Here is an 18926-nt window from a genome sequence, read left to right as displayed (position 1 = left end):
AACGTCCCTGCGGACCACGGACGGATCCGTGGGCCGCAGGGACGTCGTGTGTTCAGGGGGAGTTCCGCCACGAGTCGGCGCGGGGGCCGTGCGGCAGCCCGTCCGGCTCAGGTCCCTGGGTCGTGGGGTCGGCCGGGAGTGAGGAGATGGGCCATGGCCATGTCGCCGAGCTCGTCCGCGTACCGGCGTCTGGCGGCTTCGCCGGTGATGGCGTCGGGGCGTACCGAGTTGTGGAAGCAGGCGCCGAGGATGGCGCGGGCCACGGTGTCGAGTGCCTGCCGGGGCTGGGAGCTGCGGATCCGGTCGGTGTACGGATCCGCAGCTTCGAGCAGCAGACGGTGGAGTTCGGTGATGGTGCGGGCCCCGCGGTCCAGCGATCCGGTGCCACGTGTCCGCAGCAGCTCCGGGAAGAGGCTGCTGCTGTCGGCGAACGACTGCAGCAGGGCGTGCGCGTAGGTGTGCACGACGGCTGAGAGCGTGGGCTCGGCGGCCCGCAGTTGCTCCGCCACGTATTCCTCGCGGCGTTCCAGCATCCGTTCGGTCAGTGCGGTGATCAGCTGGTTCTTGTCCTCGAAGCGGCGATAGATCGTCCCGACGGCGACACCGGCGCGTTTCGCGACCCCGGCGATCGTCATCTCCTCCAGGCCGGAGGTGGAGGCGATCTCCTCGGCCGCCCGCAGCACGCGAGCCAGGGTCGCGGCGCTACGGGCCTGCTGGGGCTCCCGGTAGGACGCTGGGCGCTCCGGCTCTTCGGTCATGTCACGCATGGTATCCGCACGGCTCTCAACAGGGCCTTTGACAACCGGTGCACCCCTCGGCGTACTCTCAGAATGTGAACATGAATTCACATTCGCATTTTTTGGAGGTTCGACCATGACCGACAGCCAGACCTTCCAGCCCGTCACCGTGACACTCGAAGCCGGACCCGTCGGCGCCGGGAGCATCGACGACTTCGAGCTCTTCTACGCCCGCCGCGCGGTGGACCGCTTCCGGACGCTGCTGGGACGCCAAGGGCTCCTCGACCTCCTCGCCCCGGACATCGAGGAGGGCAACGCCGTCCTGCGCGAAAGCGCCCGCACCTCCGGCGGCGCCTTCAAGGGCGGCACCACCGTGCTCGCGACGAAGGGGCTGACCTCGGCCGAGTTCCTGGCCTGGATGGACAGGGCGTTCGCGGGGGACGAACGCACGCTGCTCGCGGCGCACCCCGAGCACTACGTGATGGGCACCGACGAGATCGGCGCGCGGGTGGTGGAGAACATAGGCCCGCACGTCGCCGACTTCTACATGGGCGGCTGGGGCACCGACGCGCTGGCCTGGACCGAGGACGCGGCGGAACTCCTCCCGGAGTCCGAGTTTCCGCGCAAGATGTCCTCGAACCTCTTCCTGGCCGACGGCACGGTCGTCGGGCGCGCACTGATCCAGTTCGGCGACACGGCCGACGGCTTCACCGCGAACCTGACGGTCTACTTCCCCGTCACGTGCCCGGACGAGGTCCTGGACCACCACCTGCGGCACTACGCCGTCGAGTTCCGGAACTGGATCGTCGCCGCTGCCGCCGCCCGCACCTGACAGTGCCGTACGCCGGACCTCCGGCTCACCGGGTCGGCGGAACCTGGACGCGATACGCCCCGGGCGGTCGGCCGCAGACGGCGACCGCCCGGATCCGTTCGATCGAAGGCCGTGCGGACCGGGCCGGTCAGGACTGCTGCCCGCTCTTCTCCCGCAGGGCGCGGCTCACGGCCTCACGCACCCGCTCGTCCTCCAGCCGCTTGCGACGGGCACGCCCGCGCCGGGTCAGCACGACCGCCACGACGATCCCGGCGAGGACCAGGACCACGAGCAGCGTCAGCGTCCACGGGACCGCCCAGCCGTGGGCCGTGGCCACGACCGGATCGAGGCCGGTGGTGGAGCCGGCCGCGTCGGTGAGGACCGGGGTGACGGTGACGGTGGCGGTGAGGCGGAATGCCGCAGTGACGTCGTGGACCGGGACCGTCACCTTCCAGCGCTCGCCCGGCAACAGCTCCGGCGGCGCGGCGACGGCGGCGGCATCCGCGCCCAGCATGCCGAACGGGCCCGTGAGGGCGACCTTCTGGGTGCCGGAGAGTATCGCGTTGCCCGTGTTGTGGAGGCTGTAGGTCACCGTGGCGTCGCCCTGAGCGAACGAGCCGGCCGAACCGTCGTACGAGACGTGCACGTCCTCGACGGCGAGCGAGGGCCGCAGCGCCCCGCTGACCCGCAGCTTGATACGGATGCCCAGACGCCGGTCGACCGCGATGCCCTCCGTGTCGTCGGGCTGCCCCAGCGAGGTGAGGATGCCGCCCACGTAGTCGCCCGGGGTGGCGTCGGCGGGGACCGAGACCGTGAACGGGACCTCGGCGGTCCTGCCCGGGGCGACCGTCACCGTCTCGTGCGCCGCGCGCACCCAGGCGCCGACGGAGCGGGACTTCTTGTCCCGGGTCAGCAGATCGAGTTGGCCCTTGTCGGTGGTGAAGCCGTCGGCGGTGTAGACCGCGAGGGTCAGCGCGGTGGTTCCGTGGTTGGCGACGACCATCGCGTCCTCGGTCTTCCCGCCCGGGTTCACGCTGTAGCCGAAGCTCGACCGGTCGTTCCCGAAGTCGTTGGAGGCCGTCCGGACCGTCCAGGTGACGTCACCGTCCGCCGCGCGGGCCGGAGCGGTGCACACGCCCGCGAGCGCCAGCACCGTGAGCAGGACGAGGACGACGGCGCGGAGGAGGCCGGGGGTGGTACGGCGGGATGGTGCCACTGCGTGCATCTCGGGGTCTCTCTGGGAAAGGAGGTGGGGCAGGCTCCGGTGGACCGGAGCCTGCCCCACCGGTGGAGCGGGATCGGTCAGCTGCTCAGCGCGGTGATCGTGAGGGTCGCGCGGTAGCCGCCCTTCTGCACGCTGTCCGGGATCTTGAGATCCAGGTCGGCGCCCAGCTTGGAGGTTCCCCGTGCGTGACCCTGCTCCGCGGAGCCGAGACCGCGGGAGACGGCCAGACCGTCACCCTGGTCGTCGTACCCGGACGCGACCGGCGAACCGGCCTGAGCGCCCGCGCCCTGGTCGAGCACGTACGGCGACCAGCCCAGGTAGGAGCCCGCGAACGTCTTGTCGGCGTCCTTGAACGCGCTCACGTTGGCCGAGACCGACCACGGGGAGAGCGTGCGGCGGGTGTCCGACACGAGGATCGGGTTGATCTTGCCGGAGGCGGTGAAGTGGTCACCGTTCTCCTCCTTGGCGGTGCCGAGGTCCACCAGACCGTTGTAGCCGTCGACGGTCCAGCCGAACTCGCCCGGAGCCGCGTTGGGCACGTTGACCTGGAGCGACTGGCCGTCACCGTGGTACGGGTGGATGCTCACCTTGTCGACGATCGAGCCGACCGGCTGCGCGGCTGTGGTGTTGTTGCACCAGTCGCCGTGCGATACCTCGGAGTTGGGCGCGTCGCAGGTGCTGCTGCGGACGTTCTCCACCACGAGCTTCTCGTCCCGCACCTGGACCTTGACGTAGCTGCGGACGTGCTCCTGGTTCTGCACGGAGTTGTACCAGTAGCTGTCCGGGTTCAGCGGGTCGGCGCCGTTGCCCGCGCCGCTGGTGCCGCTGTTGTCGGGCGCCGTGATGTCGTAGTACTTAGAACCCGAGGCGGAGTTGGCGGTGACGTACAGGACGCCGCCGGGACCCGGGTAGACGTCGGCCGCGCCCGGCTGCTCCTCGGGATCGGCCTTCGCGCCGTTCTTGATGAGGTAGCTGCGGGAGTAGCTGTGGTCGTGGCCCTGGAGGACCAGGTCGACGCCGAGCTTGGAGAAGGTGGTCGGGAAGTCGACCCGGCGGGTCTTGTTGTCCCCGTCCTTGGCGTGCGAGGCCGGCGAGTAGATCGAGTGGTGGTAGACGAGTACCTTCCACTTGGCCTCGGAGCCGTGCTGGTTGATGACGTCCGTGACGTACTTGGTGTGCGCCTCGTCGCCGCCGCCGCCCTGCGAGGTGGCGTAGCTGTTGCTGTTCAGGTCGATGAAGAGGACATCCTTGTAGATGTACCAGTAGTCACCGCCCGAGGTGTTGGACGCCGGGTTGCCGTTGGCGTACTTCGAGGCCGAGTTGTCGGTGTTCGGCGTCGAGAAGTGCTGCTCGTACGCCTTGCCGCCGACGTCGTGGTTGCCGATGGTCGCGGCGTACGGGATCTGGCGCAGCTGGTCGGGGGCGAGGAAGGACTTCCACTGGTCCTCGTTGTTGGCGCTCTCGATCTGGTCGCCGCCGGAGACGAGGAGTTCGGCATTCGGGTTGGCCTTGGTGGCCACGTCCAGCGTGTCCGACCAGCCGGCCTGGTCCTGCGCCAGGTCGCCCGAGGAGCCGATCTGCGGGTCGCCGAGGAAGAGGAAGTCGTACGCGCCCTCGAAGTCCTGCGTCTTGAAGGAGTACGCGGTCGACCAGTTGCCCTCGCTGCCGACGCGGTAGGAGTAGGCGGTGTTCTCCTTCAGGCCGGTGATGGTGGCGTGGCGGTTGTAGCCGCCGCTGGAGGCTATGTTCGCGGCGCCCAGCGCGTCGAAGGTGACCGCGTCGGCGGGGAACTCGCCGCCGGTGAGCTGCGCCGTGGGGGCGAGCTGCACCTTCTGGGCGGTGTCGCCGGAGGAGTACCAGCTGACGGTGCGCTGGGTCTCGTTGGCGCCGACACCCAGGACGATGCCGGAGAGGGTGGAGGCCTCTGCCGCGGAGGCGGGCGAGCTCACTCCGCCCGCGAAGGCCACGGTCAGGCCGAGGAAGGCGGCGGTGGCACCGGTGGCCACTCGGGTCCGCACAGGCCCCCGGGCCTGGTGGGAAGCGTTCGATCTCATGAAGTGTCGTTTCTTCTGTGTGCATACGGTGCGTATGCAACGGCGATCGCCAAGTTGTCCGGGCGAGATGAACGAAATCTGAATGCGATCTTGGATGGGGTTGAACTTCACCCCTGACCTGCTGTTTTCACGAACCGGCCACACGCTGTACGAACCAGATGAGCCCCATGGCCGCGACGCACCCGGAGATCGTGCCGGTGGTCCACACGGCGGCCCGCGGCGAGCGGCGCACGAGCAGCAGGAGCAGCGGGAACACCACGGCGATGACGCCGAGTTGGACCGTCTCGATGCCGACGTTGAACACCAGCAGAGACCACAGCAGAGTCCACGACCAGGCGGCCTCGATACCGAGCGCGCCCGCGAATCCCAGTCCGTGCACGAGACCGAAACAGAACACCACACCGAGTCGCGTCCAGCCGGCCCGGTCCAGCGCGAACCTGCCCCCGCCGGGCACCGGCAGCTCCGCCACCCGGGTGCCGCGCCCCCTGATCCGCCACAGGTGCCAGCCGGCGACCACGGCGATGGAGAGCGCGATGACGGGCTCCACCAGACCGGCCGGAACATCGACCAGCCCCAGTGCCGCCAGCAGGAACGTCACCGAGTGGGCCAGCGTGAAACTGGTGGCGGCGAGGACGACCTCGCGCGGACGCCGGGACCCGGCTATCAGCGCCAGCAGGAACAGGATGTGGTCGGTACCGGTCAACAGATGTTCGGCGCCCAGCCGGAAGAACTCCCAGAAGCGCTGCGTCCAGGCCTGGCCGACGGAGAAGGACGGGTGCGCGGAGTCGAGAGCGGCGCTCCCGGAGCGACCGCCGACGTCGTACGTGACGATCGTTTTGGTGCCCTTGACGTACCCCTCGGAATCGGGGAAGAGAGTGCTGCGCACCCGGTGGTCGCCCGAACCGTGTTCGGCACACGCCCAGTCGAGATCCAGCAGGGCGTACGGCACGCCCTCCTCGGTGCCCATCCGGAACCCGCCCGCCGGTGCGGGCTCACATGCCTTCCCGTCGGCGCTCACCGAGAGGTGCCGGGTGACGTACCCGAGGACGGTCCCGCGGTGGGCTTCGAGCGCTGCGGCCTCGGCGTCCGCGTCCCCGGCGTCGAACGCGTCGGTGCCCGAGCGGAAGAGGGGATCGTCGTCACCCGTGTCGGCGGCCGACACGACGAGCAGGTCGTACTCCAGTTTCAGTCGGGTGCGCAGCGGCCCGTCGCCGTCGCCGGTGATGTGCGCGTACACGGTCGACGAGAAGCCGTGGGCGGCTGCGGGCCGGGCGAGGCAGAGCAGGAAGAGGACCGCCGCGGCGAGAGCGAGCAGGGGGCGGCGTACACGGTGAGGCATGAAACTCCTTGAGGTTGCCCGTGCACCGTGCAGGCCGTGGATGAACCCAAAGCGGCTGGTCAGCGAAGTGTGGGAAAACAAAGGTCCGATGACGGTCGGTTTCCTGGAGATCGGGTGCGCCGGCGGCGCAGGATGTGGAAAAGCCGCCCCGCACCGGCCCTCCCCGTACTCGCCGGGCCGCACCGGCACGCAACCTCGTGCCACCGGGTCGGGCCCCTACCGGAGGACGATCGTCTTGCACCGCCCGCTCCAGGCCGCCGCCGTGACCACCGCGGCCGCCCTCGCCCTGCTCGCCGGATGCGCCTCGGAAGCCGACTGGTCGCAGCCGCACCCGCGCCCCTCCGCGATCGGCGCGCTGGGCGCGGGATTCATCCGCCCGGACGCGTCGCCCGCCCCCGAGTCCACCGTCACGCCGGACCCCGGCTCCTGGTCCGGAGTCCGGCCCTCGGACGGAGCCCGCGTCGTGCTCCTCACCGCCGGCCACGACCGGCCCACGAAGACCCTGGTCACCGCCGTGAAGGACTGGGCGGAGGCCGAGGACGTCGATCTGCGCACCGTGACCGCCACCGGCACCGCCGACCTGCTCCCCGCCGCCATCAGGGCGATGGACCTCCACCCCGACCTGATCATCAGCGCGGGCAACAGTCTCATCGACCCCCTGGCCACCGTCACCCCGAGCCACCTGGACCAGGAATTCCTGGTCGTCGGCGCCGAACTCGCCGAACCCACCCACAACGTCACGGCGGTCGACTGGACGGGCGCCTCCTTCCGGGGCGAGGGCCTCGGCATGTCCTCCGCGTACGACGCCACCAGCTTCACCGCCGCCCGCTGCGCGGCCGCCGTCCGCGCGGGAACGGCGGCCGTTCTCTCCGGACACACCGGCATCGTGGTGTGGCTCGACAGGTACTGAGCGGGCCTTCGCGGACCGACGGGCCGGACCCGTGCGGGACCGGCCCCCACCGTATCCGCCCCGCCCGCGCTACCCCCGCGCCCCCGCCATCAGCGAGGCCAGCCTCGCCGCCGACGTGCCCAGCCCCGACGGCCCCGTCAGCAGCCCCCACGGCGACCGGGCGGCCCTCTCTCCGCGCAGGTCCTCCTCACGGTACCGGCGGCAGCCCCGGTGCCAGATCAGGATGCCCGCGAGCCAGTGACGCAGCTCCCGCACATACCCGTCGAGCACCTCCCGCGCCTCGGCATCCAGCGCGAAGTCCTCGTACAGCAGAGGCAGTTCCACCTCGGCGACGTGCTCGAACTGCCTCAGGCGCCCGTTCATCAGGTCGTGCAGGATCGCGACCCCGGTCGGGTAGTCGACGCCGAAGAAGTTCTGCACCACCAGGACCCCGTTGTGCACCTCGCCCTCGTACTCGATCTCCTTCTGGTACGAGAACAGGTCGTTGAGGAGAGCCCCGTAGTCCGCCGCCGCGTTCTCCAGCGAACGCATCGGACCGCTCCGGTAGATCTCCGGCGGCACCTTCTTGCCGTGCGCCAGCCGGCACAGCGCCATCGTGAGGTCCGACCCGAAAGTCATGCGCCGCATCTCGATGTAGTCCACCGGGTCGGGGATACGGTTCTGCGCCTGGTTCGCCAGCTCCCACAGCCAGCTCTCCGTCATCGACTCGATCGCGTACCGGAAAGCCTGCCGTCCCTCCTCGTCCAGCGGTCCCGCGGTCCGCTGCCACAGGTCTCCGAGCGAACGTTCCAGCGCGTTGACCGGCTCCGGTACGCCCGCCACCGTCCCGTCCAGCGGCATGAAGAGCGACAGTCGCTCGTTGGCCAGCCGCGCCCCGGCCAGGTCACGGGTGCGCCCGTGCACCACAGGGAACCAGTCGTCGCCGTACGTGCCCCAGGCCAGCCAGGCCGAGGAGAGGTCCAGTTCCTCGGGGGAGGCGTCCGGATGGATGCCCGCCGCGCAGAGCGGGAGGTCGATCGCGACGATCCGGTCCTCGTCCCAGATGTGCGAGCCGGGTACCCCCGGCTGCTCCTCCAGGATGCCCATCCGGCGGGCCCAGTCGACGACCCGCACCCGCGCCCCGTCCAGATGGGGACTGAGCGTGGTCCCGAACGGCAGCCGAAGGTCCGGAATGAGGGAGGGCCCCACCCGCCGGTGCGGCACATGACTGTGCCCCCGCAGCCGGGCCGCCTCCGACCGGGGAGTGAAACGGATCGAGGCGGCGGCCATGCCGAACGCGTCCGGCATTCCCGGGAAGACCGAAGTGGCCGCCGCGCCACCGTCGTTCATGTAGCGGCTGGAGCGCAGATGCCATTCGTGGCCGCCGGACTGCCAGTCCTGGAGCCCCTTCACGTAACGGAGGACGGCGGCACTCTCCGCCGGACCGAGTCCCTTACTCGCACAGAGCGGGCCGAGTTCGGTCAGCACCGTGTTCTCGAACTGCTGGAGCCGGGAGGTGAGCAGGTCGTTGACCGCCTCGGCCGCCTCCTGCGTCGAGCAGCCGAGGAACTTCTCCAGAACCAGGACGCCGTTGCTGTTCTCGCCCTCGTCCTCCACCTCGCGCTGGTAGGAGAAGAGGTCGTTGCGCAGGTGGACGCCGTCGGAGAAGGCGTCGCGCAGCACCCGCAGGGCCCGGGCGTCCGCCACCGCCTCGGGGACCTCGGCGTTCGCCGCGTACTCCACCAGCCCGGCCGACCAGGGAGCGCCTCCCACCTTGCGGCGCATCTCGATGTACTCGACGGGGTTGGCGATCCGCCCCTCGTTGATGTTCGCCAGCTCCCACAGGGACTCGTTGAGCAGGTTCTCGGTCGCCACGGCGAACCTCGCCCGCCACGCGTCCGACATGCCCGGCACCGTGCGCGCCCACAGATCCGCGAGTCCCGCCTCGACCGGGTTGACCGGGTCCGGCGTCGCGGCGCCCCTCTCCATCGGCATGAAGGCGGGCAGACGTTCGAGGTATCGTTTCGCGCCCTCGCGGTCCGGGGTGCGCTTGAACAGCTCCAGGAAGTGGTCGTCGAAGAAGAAGACCCACACGTACCAGTCGGTGACCAGCGACAATGCCTCGGACGAGCAGTCGGGATGGGTGTACGCGCACAGCAGCGCGTAGTCGTGTGCGTCGAGGTCCTTCTCGTCCCAGATGCCGGACCCTTCCAGCATCCCCATGCCGCGCGCCCACTCCTTGGTGTGACGCCGTGCCTCCTCCAGATGCGGGCTGAGCCGTGCCGGATACGGGACGTAGAAGTCCGGCAACGAGAAGGGCTGTGCCATGTGCGTCGGGCCTTTCCAGGAGACTCCGCGCGCCGTTCGCGCGGACCCGTCTTGCGCGCCAGCACTACCCCTCGGCCATCCGGGGTACGCACTCGGGTCATAAGTCGCATCATCACCACGGTCTCTCCCGGGTGGAGTAAAACTCCGGTAACGGAACCCGTCACCCGCCCCGGCCCCTCTCGCCCGTCGCAGGTCACGGCGACTGCCGGTGGTCTGCACCAGTGGCTCATCCGCCGCACACCACAACGCTCTTGACGTGTCGTCATCCTGCGTCGGAGAGTGTGCCGCCACGACGGTACGAAAGATCGTCCCGCACCGGTCCAGCTCCACGGAATCGGGGAAGTCCCCTCCCAGAAGGGTTGTCATGACGTCGAAGAAGAGGTCCAGGCTCGCGCTCGCGCTGGTCGCGGCCGGTGCGCTCTGCACCGCCCTGCTCACCCCGGCCGCCCACGCCGACGGCGTGCGCCCCGAGTGCCCGCGCAGCCTCGCCTGCGACTGGGTCCCGGCGGCCTACCAGCAGACCGGCGATCCCGCCGACAAGGCCAGTTACGGCAACTACGACACGGCGGAGCGGCCGGCGAGCAACTCGATCAAGTACATCGTGCTGCACGACACCGAGGTCGACTTCGACGGAACCATCAGGACCTTCCAGAACCCGCTCAACAAGACGTCCGCCCACTACGTCGTCCGCTCCTCGGACGGGCACGTCACCCAGATGGTCAAGACCAAGGACATCGCCTGGCAGGCAGGCAACTGGTACGTCAACACCCACTCCATCGGCATCGAGCAGGAGGGCTTCGCCGCCGACGGGGCCGCCTGGTACACCGACGCGTTGTACCGCTCCACCGCCAAGCTGGTCGCCCACCTGGCCGCGCGGTACGACATCCCGCTCGACCGGCAGCACATCCTCGGCCACGACGGTGTCCCGCCCACCAGCGCCGCCGGAACCACCAGCATGCACTGGGACCCGGGCCCCTACTGGGACTGGAACCGCTTCATGGCCCTCCTCGGCAAGGAGGCCCGGCCCGCGGGCTCGAAGAAGAGCGAACTCATCACCGTCGCACCGGACTTCCAGCGCAACGAGCAGGAGTTCCGCGACTGCGAGAAGGGCGTCGACCTTCCGCTCCAGGGCAGCAGCGCCGTCCCCCTGCGCACCGCGCCCTCCGCGGACGCACCGCTCTTCTCCGACCCGGGGCTGCACCCTGACGGTTCGCCGGGCACCGACTGCGCCGCCGACTGGGGCAGCAAGATCAGCGCGAGCCAGCAGGCCGTCGTCGCCGAACGGGTGCCCGGCTGGACGGCGATCTGGTGGTACGGCCAGAAGGCCTGGCTCAGCACCCCCGCCGGTACACGTGTCACCGTACCCACGAAGGGCACGGTCGTCCGGCCGAAGGCGGGCCGGACCGAAGTCCCCGTGTACGGCGTCGCCTACCCGGACGCGGCCGACTACCCGGCCGGCTTCACGCCCCGCACGGGCTCCCCGCTCGTCTACACGATCAAGGCGGGGCAGTCCTTCCCCGGTGGTGGCGAGGCTCCGACCGGCTACTACTACGCGCCGACGATCGACGCGTCGACCCCGTACGACCACACGTACTTCACGGGCGGACAGAAGTACCTGACCGTCCAGATCGGCCACCGGGTGGGATTCGTGAAGGCGACCGACGTGGACGTGGTACGCGTGGGCTGACGAGCGAGCGGCCCGCGGGCAGGTCGGCCGGGCGCACGGCCGGCCGGCACGCACAGCCGACCCGCGAGACGCCCGACCGCGAGACGCCGACCGGCGAAGTGCCCCTGTCCGGGCGGACGGAACGTCCGTGCGCCCGGACATGACCGCGCGCCCGCGGGCCGGTGTGTCGGCACCTCCCGCGAGCGCGCTCCCCCTGAGGGGTGGGGCCCGTGGCCCCCGGCCCCACCCTCGGTCAGCGTGTGCCGACGGCCGCCCGTACGGCCCGGCGGGCCATGGCGCAGTCGTCGTGCAGCCGACGCAGCAGCAGCCGCTGCTCCTCGCCCGTGGACAGGGTGCCCGGGCGGTCGTGCGTCGCCCCGGCAGGGCCGGGCTCCCGCATGGTCCGCTGGACGGCCGTCTCGTAGGTGCGGATCTCTCGTGTCAGCACCAGCATCAGATTCACCAGAAACGCGTCTCTCGCGTCCGCGCCCCGCGACTGGGCCAGCTGGCTGATCTCACGCCGCGCCACCACGGCATCCGGGCCCAGTACGGTCCAGAGCGTCGCCAGGTCGTACCCCGGGAGGTACCAGCCCGCGTGCTCCCAGTCCAGCAGCACCGGACCGGTGGGCGACAGCAGGATGTTGGAGAGCAGAGCGTCCCCGTGGCAGAACTGCCCCAGGGGCTGCCGGCCGCCCGCGACCGCGAGACCGTGCAGAAGCTTCTGCAGGTCGCCCAGGTCGCGATCGGTGAAGAGCCCCAGCTCGTGGTAGCGCGAGATCCGCGAGGCGTAGTCCAGCGGGGCGTCGAAGAGACCGGCCGGCGGGCGCCACTCGTTGACCCGGCGGATGGCGCCGAGCACCTGACGCACGTCCGTGCGGGGCGGCGGCTCCACGGGGTGGCGCGTCAGCGCCGCCACCCGTCCGGGCATCCGCTCGATCACCAGCGTGCAGTTCTCCGGGTCCGCCGCGATCAGCCGGGGCACCCTGACCGGAGGGCGGTGCCGGACGAACGAGCGGTACGTCGCTATCTCGTGCCGGAAGCGTTCGGTCCAGGCCGGCGAGTGATCGAGTAAACACTTCGCCACCGCCGTCGTGCGTCCGGTCATGCCCACGATGAGTACGGAGCGTCCGCTGCGGCGCAGAACCTGGACCGGGTTGAACTCGGGGCAGATGCGCTGGACGGAGGCGATGGCCATGCGTACCTGCGCGCCCTGGGGACCCGACAAGTCGATTCTCCCGCTGAGCGGCTGGGTGCCCGGGCCCGCCGCCCGCCGGGTCCGGCCCAGCCCCTGTACCGGGGTGCCGGAGAGGGGGGCGAGGTACGGTCCGCCGCCTGATCCCCTCGGACGGAGCGGCCGGGGCGGGGCGGACACGGAGGACGATGCTGTGTACATGGGCGAGACAGATCCCTTCGTGCGCCGACAAGTTGCGTGCACCACCCCGGCCGGCGGCCGTCCGGCACCCTGGGGAGTACCGAGGGCTGCCGGGCGGGGTGGCGCACTCCTACCTGACACCGCGACGCCCGTGGCAGTGCAGATAGCGCACCCTGGCGAAGGGGTAGCGAATATGCGCGCCGCATCTGACTCGGGGTTAGTGTGCAACTCAGCCGAGAACCTGGGGGCTTGACGTGACCGGAGAACCCAACACCCGTCTTTCCGATCTGTTCGGCATGGCCGGATGGTCCAAGGGGGAACTCGCGAGGATGGTGAACCGGAAGGCAGCGGCCATGGGCCACTCCCAACTGGCGACCGACACCTCGCGCGTCCGGCGCTGGATCGACATGGGGGAGTCCCCGCGCGATCCCGTGCCGGAGGTGCTGGCGGCTCTGTTCACCGAGCGGCTCGGCCGTGTCGTGACCATCGAGGACCTCGGGTTCGGCCGACGCGGGCGCACGGGGAAACGGCGGGCCGCCGGGAAGGAAGAGAATCCCGACGGCCTCTCGTGGGCGCCCGAACGGACGGCTGCGGTCCTCACCGAATTCACGGGAATGGACCTCATGCTCAACCGACGCGGCTTGGTGAGCGCGGGCGCCGCGCTCGCCGCCGGCCCTGCCCTCACCGGCGCCATGAACGACTGGCTGCGTGCCGATCCCGCTCCGGCGGCCGACGCGCCCCGAACCGACACCCCCCTCACCGCGGATTCGGCGGGGTACGACCGCTACGACACCGCCCCCATCGGATCCGACGAGGTCACCGCGCTGGAGAACTCGGTCGACATCTTCCGCAAATGGGACGCCCAACGCGGTGGTGGCCTCCAGCGCAAGGCCGTGGTGGGCCAACTCAACGAAGTGGGAGGGCTGCTGACGTACCGACACCCGGCCCATCTGGAGCAGCGGTTGTGGGGGGTCGCAGCCAACCTCGCCGTACTCGCCGGCTGGATGTCCCACGACGTAGGCCTCGAACCCACCGCCCAGAAGTACTTCGTCATCGCCGCCCACGCGGCGCGCGAGGGCGGCGACCGGCCGCGTGCCGGAGAGGCCCTGTCGCGGGCGGCACGCCAGATGGTCCACCTCGGGCGTCCGGAAGAGGCACTGGATCTGATGAAGCTCGCCCACTCCGGGGCGAGCGAGGGGGCCCTCCCGCGCACCCGCGCCATGCTCCACACCATCGAGGCGTGGGCCTACGCGTCGATGGGCCGCGGGCAGGCGATGCGCCGGTCCCTCGGGGAGGCGGAGGAACTGTTCGTCTCCGACCGGAACGTCGAGGAGGGGCCTGGCTGGATGGCGATGTTCGACGAGCCCGACTTCCACGGCATGCAGGCGCTCGCGTTCCGCACCCTGGCCGACCACGATCCCGCGGCCGCCGCCCTCGCGCAGCAGCACGCCAAGAAGGCTCTGGGGATGCGGAACGACGGCCGCCAGCGCTCCAAACTCTTCGACTTCATCTCGCTCGCGTCCGCGTGCTTCATCGCGGGAGACCCGGAGCAGGCGGACACCTACGCCCGGCGGGCTCTGGTGGCGATGGGGGAGACCTCCTCGCACCGCACCTGGGACAGGCTGCGCCAGATGTACGACCTCACCGACCGATACGTCGACGACCCGGCGATCCGTGATCTCCGCGAGGAGCTCGAACTCGTGATGCCCCGGCAGGTCACGCGGACGAAGGGTTCCCAAGCCTGAAGGCGACGACCCGGCGTGACACCCGCGGTCCGTGCGCGGACCGTGCCCGAGCCCCTGCGGCGGAGCAGTGTCCTGCCGGGCGCGAGTCAGGTGTCAGGTGTCAGCCGGCGATGCGGGCGACCAGCACGCATCCCTCTGCCGGACGCTCGTCCCCGCCGAACTCCTCTGCGACGGTCCGTACGCACTCGGCCGCCGTGCGCGACCGGGAGAAGCGTGGTGCCAGCCCCAGCAGCTTCTCCGGGGTGTCGGCGTCGGCCGCCGGGGCAAGGCCGTCGGTGCGCAACAGGAGCACGTCGCCGGGAAGCAGCCACGCGGACTCCTGTCCGTAGGCGACGCCCGGTGCGGCGCCCAGGAGCACCCCTTCGGCGGGAGGCAGCGGGGTCCCGGTGCCGGCACGGAACAGCACGGGCGCGGGGTGTCCCGCCTGCGCCCAGGTGAGGAGGTGGGACGAGGGGTCGAAGAGCCCGCACAGGGCGCTGCCCAGGGCCGGCTGTACGGATGTCTGGAGCAGTTGGTTCAGGTGGGTCAGCAGTGCCCGGGGCTCGATGCCCGCCACGGCCATGCCCCGCAGTGCGCCCAGCACCATGGCCATGGAGGAGGCCGCGGGAATGCCGCGTCCGGTGAGGCTGCCCACGGTGAGCAGGGTACGGCCGTCCGGCAACGTCATGGCGTCGTACCAGTCGCCGCCGGTCGGGCCGCACGCCCGCGACGGCAGGAGCCGGGCCGCGACGTCCATGGCGCCCGACGCGCCGCACGCGGGCCCCAGCGAGTCCTGGGGGGCGGGCAGGACGGCCTGGTGGAGTTCGACGGCGATCCGTTGTTCGGTCCTCGCGATGTCGTCCCGCCGGTGCAGCGAGTCGCGGGTCCGGACCTCCAGCTGCCGGCTGTCGTTCAGTGCGCTGACGTCGCGCAGGACCGCCCACAGGGAGACCGTGCGGCCCTCGGGGTCCAGTACCGGCTCGCCCATGGCGTGGAGGGTCCGCATCCTGCCGTCCGGACGTCGGATGCGGAACTCGCCGTCCAACGGCTTACCGTCGACCAGGCAGTTGGTCACCATGGAGGTGAGCAGGGGCTGGTCCTCGGGGATGAGCACGGTGGGCAACTCGTCGAGGGAGAGCGGACCCGCGGCGGTGTCCCGCCCGAAGATCTCGTACAGCTCGGCGGACCATTCGACGCCGTCGTTGAGCAGGTTCCACTCGGCACTGCCGGCCCGGCCGGAGAGCGGGCCCTGATCCTCCTCGGCCGGAGCCGTGTCCGGGACCGGCGGGGGAGGACCCTCTCTGAGCTGCCCGAGGCGGGTGCCGAGGTCGTCCAGATGGTGGGCGGCGAGTTCGCAGAGAGCGCGCTGCCAGCGAGCCTGAGGATCGTCCTCGTCCACGGCCCCTCCGGCCCGGCACACCGAGTCCAGGTCTCCGCGCAGTCGGCGTGCACGGTCGATCATCGCGTCGACTGCGTTCCGCTCGGACGGTTGTGCCGCCGGGCGGTCCGCGAAGAGGGGGGACGGCATCTCGGACTCCGATACAGACGCTGCTGCCGGCTCTCGGGGAGGAACGGGAGAGGAACCGAGGACGACTGTGACACAGGGGCGTGGGGCTCGTAAGGGGTTTGGCGACACTCGTAGCGTTCTTGCGTCTGGCATATGCCAGCGGCGGACGCGGAGAGGTGCACTTCGAACGCCCTTTCGTTGTTGGGGTGTTGGTCTGAGGGGAAATCGTCCGCCGGGAGGCATCGGGGCGGGAACGCGCCCCCGGGAGGTGGATTCCGGCCCTCCTGGAAGGGGTGCGCCGGGGGTGGGAATGCCGCTCGGGTTGCTCGTGTTACCGCACCATGATGAAAACGACATCCATTCCGCTCAAGCGGTCGGAGTCGCCCAGTGGAGGAGGCGTTCATGGCGCGCAGTGAACTCAGGCCGGTCGTCACCCTCCGGTCCACGGCCGGGACCGGGCAGAGCTACGTCACGCGGAAGAACCGCCGCAACGACCCGGACCGGCTGGAGCTGAGGAAGTTCGACCCGGTGGCCGGCCACCACGTGGTCTTCCGCGAAGCCCGCTGATCCGCGCGGCCCGCTGACGGTTCCGGCGCCCCCGTTCCGGGCGATTGGCCCGGAACAGGGGTCCGCGCGCCGGGCGCGGGCGACGCGTACCGACTGCCCGTCGGGCACGTACGCCCCGCACCGGTCCCATCCGTCCCGCAGGGGCATCCAGCCTCGCACCGTCCGTCCGCCCGAGAAGGGAACACCTCCATGAAGCAGCACATCCACCCCGCCACCCGTTCCGTCGTCTTCCGTGACCGGGCAGCCGGGGTCGCATTCCTGACCCGCTCGACCGCGGACGCGACCGAGCGCGTGGAATGGTCGGACGGCCGGAGCTATCCGGTGGTCGACGTCGAGACCTCGTCCGCGAGCCACCCGTTCTACACCGGCACCCGGCAGGTGCTGGACCCAGCCGGCCGGATCGACCGGTTCCGCCGCCGCTACGGGGACGCCGCGGCCGGACGCTGACCTGCGGGAGGTTCCGGGGCTCCGGCCCCGGGGCCGCCGTCCGCGCGGGGTGCGCCGGATCACACCGGGGCCCCGGAAGTCCGGGAACACCCACGAGTGGTTTATCGTTCATCTATACGTGGTGCGAGGGGGACAGTGTCCCCGGGCCTCACCTTTCGCCCACGGGGAAGATCGTTCGGCTGAATCCCCGTGGAGCAACCCGCCGAGAGGCGACCGCCCCTCGTACCCCACAAGCGGCCCCGGCCGGATTCCCCCGATCCGGCCGGGGCCTTTCTCTGCCCGCGGGCCTCCCGCGCCCGCCGGACCGCCCGGCTCTCAGCCGCGGGACCGCCCGCGTCGCCCGGCCGTCTCCAGGGCCAGTGCGCCCAGGGCCACCAGCACCGCCACGGACGCGGCACCCGGCGGCCACCACCGAGCCGCCACGGCCGCCAGCGCGGCGCCCGCCACCACCGCGGCCAGCCGGCCGAACACCCGGATGTCGTCCCGGAGCGCCCGGCCCAGCGCCAGCCGCCCCGCCAGCGAGGTCAGCGTGCCGGTGAAGTAGTTGGTCGGAGTCACCCGGACCGTCCCCTGGACGCCCATGGCCACCGCCACGACGGCGAGCAGCCCGGTCCGGTCCGCCCCCGAGGTGACCAGCCCCAGCCCCCACGCGGTCGCGGCCGCACCCAGCAGGACCACCTCGACCAGCAGCAGGGCCACCACCGGCCACCCCCACCGCCGCGCCATCAGTGCTCCGCACCCCGCCCCGGCCACGTACGACACCAGCGCGGCGCACACGCTCGTCGCGGAGCCCTCGTCGCCCACTCCCGTCACCGAAGCGCCCAGCAGCACGAGATTGCCGGTCATCACGCCCGCGAAGACCTGTCCGGCGCAGAGGAAGACGAACGCGTCGGCCGCCCCGGAGGCCGCCGAGAGCAGCAGCAGGGCCCAGGCGGCACGACCTGTGGGGGCCTCCTCGGCGCGGGAGCCGGCCGGGGAGGGCGACGGAGGGGGCGGAAGGGGAACGGGGGAGGACACCCGGGCATTCTCGGCGCGTCGGTGCCCGGACCCCGCGCACCCCCGTGTCCGGGCGTGCCGGAACGCGACGGTTCTCGCCCTCGGCGAGCCGCAGCCGCCGGGAGTGCCTACCGCCGCGGGACGGGCGCGGGTCAGCCGGTCGCGCGCGGGACCACCGTGGACAGCACGTCGGTCAGCGAGTGCCAGTCCGCCGAGATGATGCTGGCGTGCTTCCCCGCGAGGAGGGCGAGCCGGTCCAGGGCCTGGGCCGACGTCGGGCTGGTGCCGTCGATGGCGGGCGCCACGTTCTGCGCGTCCGTCATCAGCACCAGGTACTTGTTGCGGGCGTACCAGGCGGTGTCGACGGACCCGCCCGCGTACGCGGAGGCGTCCCCGTCGAAGATCACGAACCACGGCCGGATCGAGGCGTCGGTGTACCGGGTGCGGGGGTCACCGGCCTGCGCCGTGTGCACCGCCGGGAAGGCCGAGGCCTCGCGCAGCCGGCCCGCCGCGGCCAGGTCGCGCAGCCGGGTCGCGTACTCGCGGTCCGTCCACAGGGAGTCGAGCGGGTTGCCCTCCTCGACCGTGCCCGGGATCAGCTCCACCAGGAAGCGGCCCGCCAGCGCGTCGCGTGTGGGCCAGCCCCCGGCGGTGACGGCCTCGTCGAGCGTGGCGTGCGAGCCGACGAGGTCGGCCGGACGGTACAGCGCGTCGCCGAGTTTCGCCGTGAGCAGCGCGTCCAGTTCGGCCGGGCCGCGGCCGCTCGTGGCGAGGAACCCGTCCTTGAGCTCCATCTTCAGCACGATCGGCCGGTGCCCCGGATGGGCGTCGTGCCAGGCGCGGATGTCGGAGAGGCAGCCGGCGAGGTTCTGGTTGCGCGGCTTGCTGCGCAGCTCGGCGGCGCTCGCCGCGTTCTCGCAGTTGTTGTCGTTGCCGAGCGGGTTGCTGTGGGACACCCGCCAGGAGCTGCCGAACACGTTGGTCCACACGTCGAGTTCGAGCATTGCCGCGCCGGAGTCGAGCGCGTCGGCGAAGTAGGTGTACGTCGCCTTCTCGTACGCGTTGTGCACCCCGACGCCCGTCGTCGTGCCGTACGAGCCGGCGCCCTGGCCGGTCGCGGACTGCGCGCTGCCGGCCGAGACCGCCACGCAGAACAGCCCGGCCGCGGCGGCCGTCGCCCACCGGCTCCATCCCTGCTTCATGGACCCTCACCCTCACCCACATCGTCGAGATTGATGCGAACGCGTCAACCACAAGCACGATA

Annotated in this window: 15 protein-coding genes; 6 read left to right on the top strand and 9 right to left on the bottom strand. The window is 71.1% G+C overall.

Annotated elements, in window-relative coordinates; genetic code table 11:
• Positions 1-107: 107 nt before the first annotated feature.
• Positions 108-758 (bottom strand): TetR/AcrR family transcriptional regulator, encoded by a 651-nt coding sequence (locus tag OHA55_RS31010; protein WP_266712753.1) that lies wholly within the window; start codon positions 756-758, stop codon positions 108-110.
• Between the two features lie 115 nt (positions 759-873).
• Here OHA55_RS31010 and OHA55_RS31005 point away from each other — a divergent pair, with 115 nt between their 5' ends.
• On the top strand, positions 874-1569 hold the full coding sequence (locus OHA55_RS31005) for a hypothetical protein (protein ID WP_266712751.1): 696 nt from the start codon (positions 874-876) through the stop codon (positions 1567-1569).
• A 127-nt stretch (positions 1570-1696) separates the two neighbouring features.
• Here the strand turns inward: OHA55_RS31005 and OHA55_RS31000 are convergent, their stop codons facing one another.
• The 3 genes from OHA55_RS31000 to OHA55_RS30990 all read right to left on the bottom strand — a co-directional run bounded on the left by OHA55_RS31000 (position 1697) and on the right by OHA55_RS30990 (position 6166).
• Positions 1697-2773 (bottom strand): DUF916 domain-containing protein, encoded by a 1077-nt coding sequence (locus OHA55_RS31000; RefSeq protein WP_266712749.1) that lies wholly within the window; start codon positions 2771-2773, stop codon positions 1697-1699.
• A gap of 77 nt (positions 2774-2850) precedes the next feature.
• Entirely contained in the window at positions 2851-4827 is a 1977-nt protein-coding gene (locus OHA55_RS30995) for a metallophosphoesterase family protein (RefSeq protein ID WP_266712747.1), read from the bottom strand.
• Between the two features lie 127 nt (positions 4828-4954).
• Positions 4955-6166 carry a HupE/UreJ family protein gene (locus tag OHA55_RS30990; RefSeq protein ID WP_266712745.1) on the bottom strand — a complete coding sequence of 404 codons (1212 nt, stop codon included), beginning with the start codon at positions 6164-6166 and terminating at the stop codon, positions 4955-4957.
• Positions 6167-6401: 235 nt separating this feature from the next.
• Between OHA55_RS30990 and OHA55_RS30985 the strand changes: the two genes are divergently transcribed.
• A complete protein-coding gene (locus tag OHA55_RS30985; protein WP_266712743.1) occupies positions 6402-7076 on the top strand; it encodes a hypothetical protein in 675 nt (224 codons plus the stop codon).
• Between the two features lie 69 nt (positions 7077-7145).
• On the opposite strand, the gene OHA55_RS30980 is transcribed toward OHA55_RS30985, so the two are convergent.
• Positions 7146-9383 carry a germacradienol/geosmin synthase gene (locus OHA55_RS30980; protein ID WP_266712741.1) on the bottom strand — a complete coding sequence of 746 codons (2238 nt, stop codon included), beginning with the start codon at positions 9381-9383 and terminating at the stop codon, positions 7146-7148.
• A 364-nt stretch (positions 9384-9747) separates the two neighbouring features.
• Here OHA55_RS30980 and OHA55_RS30975 point away from each other — a divergent pair, with 364 nt between their 5' ends.
• Positions 9748-11070 carry an N-acetylmuramoyl-L-alanine amidase gene (locus tag OHA55_RS30975; RefSeq protein WP_266712739.1) on the top strand — a complete coding sequence of 441 codons (1323 nt, stop codon included), beginning with the start codon at positions 9748-9750 and terminating at the stop codon, positions 11068-11070.
• Positions 11071-11302: 232 nt separating this feature from the next.
• Here the strand turns inward: OHA55_RS30975 and OHA55_RS30970 are convergent, their stop codons facing one another.
• Positions 11303-12442: an aminoglycoside phosphotransferase family protein gene (locus tag OHA55_RS30970; RefSeq protein ID WP_266712737.1), complete on the bottom strand. Its 1140-nt coding sequence runs from the start codon at positions 12440-12442 to the stop codon at positions 11303-11305.
• Positions 12443-12675: 233 nt separating this feature from the next.
• Between OHA55_RS30970 and OHA55_RS30965 the strand changes: the two genes are divergently transcribed.
• A complete protein-coding gene (locus OHA55_RS30965) occupies positions 12676-14166 on the top strand; it encodes a hypothetical protein (protein ID WP_266712735.1) in 1491 nt (496 codons plus the stop codon).
• A 100-nt stretch (positions 14167-14266) separates the two neighbouring features.
• Here OHA55_RS30965 and OHA55_RS30960 read toward each other — a convergent pair whose 3' ends face one another.
• Entirely contained in the window at positions 14267-15673 is a 1407-nt protein-coding gene (locus OHA55_RS30960; protein ID WP_266712733.1) for a PP2C family protein-serine/threonine phosphatase, read from the bottom strand.
• A 381-nt stretch (positions 15674-16054) separates the two neighbouring features.
• Between OHA55_RS30960 and rpmG the strand changes: the two genes are divergently transcribed.
• Positions 16055-16219: a 50S ribosomal protein L33 gene (rpmG, locus tag OHA55_RS30955; protein ID WP_266712731.1), complete on the top strand. Its 165-nt coding sequence runs from the start codon at positions 16055-16057 to the stop codon at positions 16217-16219.
• A 189-nt stretch (positions 16220-16408) separates the two neighbouring features.
• Positions 16409-16666, top strand: coding sequence for a type B 50S ribosomal protein L31 (locus OHA55_RS30950; RefSeq protein ID WP_266712729.1), 258 nt, complete (start codon positions 16409-16411; stop codon positions 16664-16666).
• A gap of 315 nt (positions 16667-16981) precedes the next feature.
• Here OHA55_RS30950 and OHA55_RS30945 read toward each other — a convergent pair whose 3' ends face one another.
• Positions 16982-17683 (bottom strand): YoaK family protein, encoded by a 702-nt coding sequence (locus OHA55_RS30945; protein WP_266712727.1) that lies wholly within the window; start codon positions 17681-17683, stop codon positions 16982-16984.
• A gap of 131 nt (positions 17684-17814) precedes the next feature.
• Entirely contained in the window at positions 17815-18864 is a 1050-nt protein-coding gene (locus tag OHA55_RS30940; protein WP_266712725.1) for a phosphatidylinositol-specific phospholipase C domain-containing protein, read from the bottom strand.
• Positions 18865-18926: the final 62 nt, after the last annotated feature.

Origin of the sequence: Streptomyces sp. NBC_00102, from assembly GCF_026343115.1 — a bacterium.
Classification (GTDB): domain Bacteria; phylum Actinomycetota; class Actinomycetes; order Streptomycetales; family Streptomycetaceae; genus Streptomyces.
The sequence above is the reverse complement of the archived record's forward strand: the minus strand, read 5'-3'. Positions and strand labels throughout refer to the sequence as shown.

Bases quoted from the DNA above. Each gene is read 5' to 3' on its own strand.
- OHA55_RS31010 (WP_266712753.1), bottom strand. From the start codon at position 758: ATGACCGAAGAGCCGGAGCGCCCAGCGTCCTACCGGGAGCCCCAGCAG.
- OHA55_RS31005 (WP_266712751.1), top strand. From the start codon at position 874: ATGACCGACAGCCAGACCTTCCAGCCCGTCACCGTGACACTCGAAGCC.
- OHA55_RS31000 (WP_266712749.1), bottom strand. From the start codon at position 2,773: ATGCACGCAGTGGCACCATCCCGCCGTACCACCCCCGGCCTCCTCCGC.
- OHA55_RS30995 (WP_266712747.1), bottom strand. From the start codon at position 4,827: ATGAGATCGAACGCTTCCCACCAGGCCCGGGGGCCTGTGCGGACCCGA.
- OHA55_RS30990 (WP_266712745.1), bottom strand. From the start codon at position 6,166: ATGCCTCACCGTGTACGCCGCCCCCTGCTCGCTCTCGCCGCGGCGGTC.
- OHA55_RS30980 (WP_266712741.1), bottom strand. From the start codon at position 9,383: ATGGCACAGCCCTTCTCGTTGCCGGACTTCTACGTCCCGTATCCGGCA.
- OHA55_RS30975 (WP_266712739.1), top strand. From the start codon at position 9,748: ATGACGTCGAAGAAGAGGTCCAGGCTCGCGCTCGCGCTGGTCGCGGCC.
- OHA55_RS30970 (WP_266712737.1), bottom strand. From the start codon at position 12,442: ATGTACACAGCATCGTCCTCCGTGTCCGCCCCGCCCCGGCCGCTCCGT.
- OHA55_RS30960 (WP_266712733.1), bottom strand. From the start codon at position 15,673: ATGCCGTCCCCCCTCTTCGCGGACCGCCCGGCGGCACAACCGTCCGAG.
- rpmG (WP_266712731.1), top strand. From the start codon at position 16,055: ATGGCGCGCAGTGAACTCAGGCCGGTCGTCACCCTCCGGTCCACGGCC.
- OHA55_RS30950 (WP_266712729.1), top strand. From the start codon at position 16,409: ATGAAGCAGCACATCCACCCCGCCACCCGTTCCGTCGTCTTCCGTGAC.
- OHA55_RS30940 (WP_266712725.1), bottom strand. From the start codon at position 18,864: ATGAAGCAGGGATGGAGCCGGTGGGCGACGGCCGCCGCGGCCGGGCTG.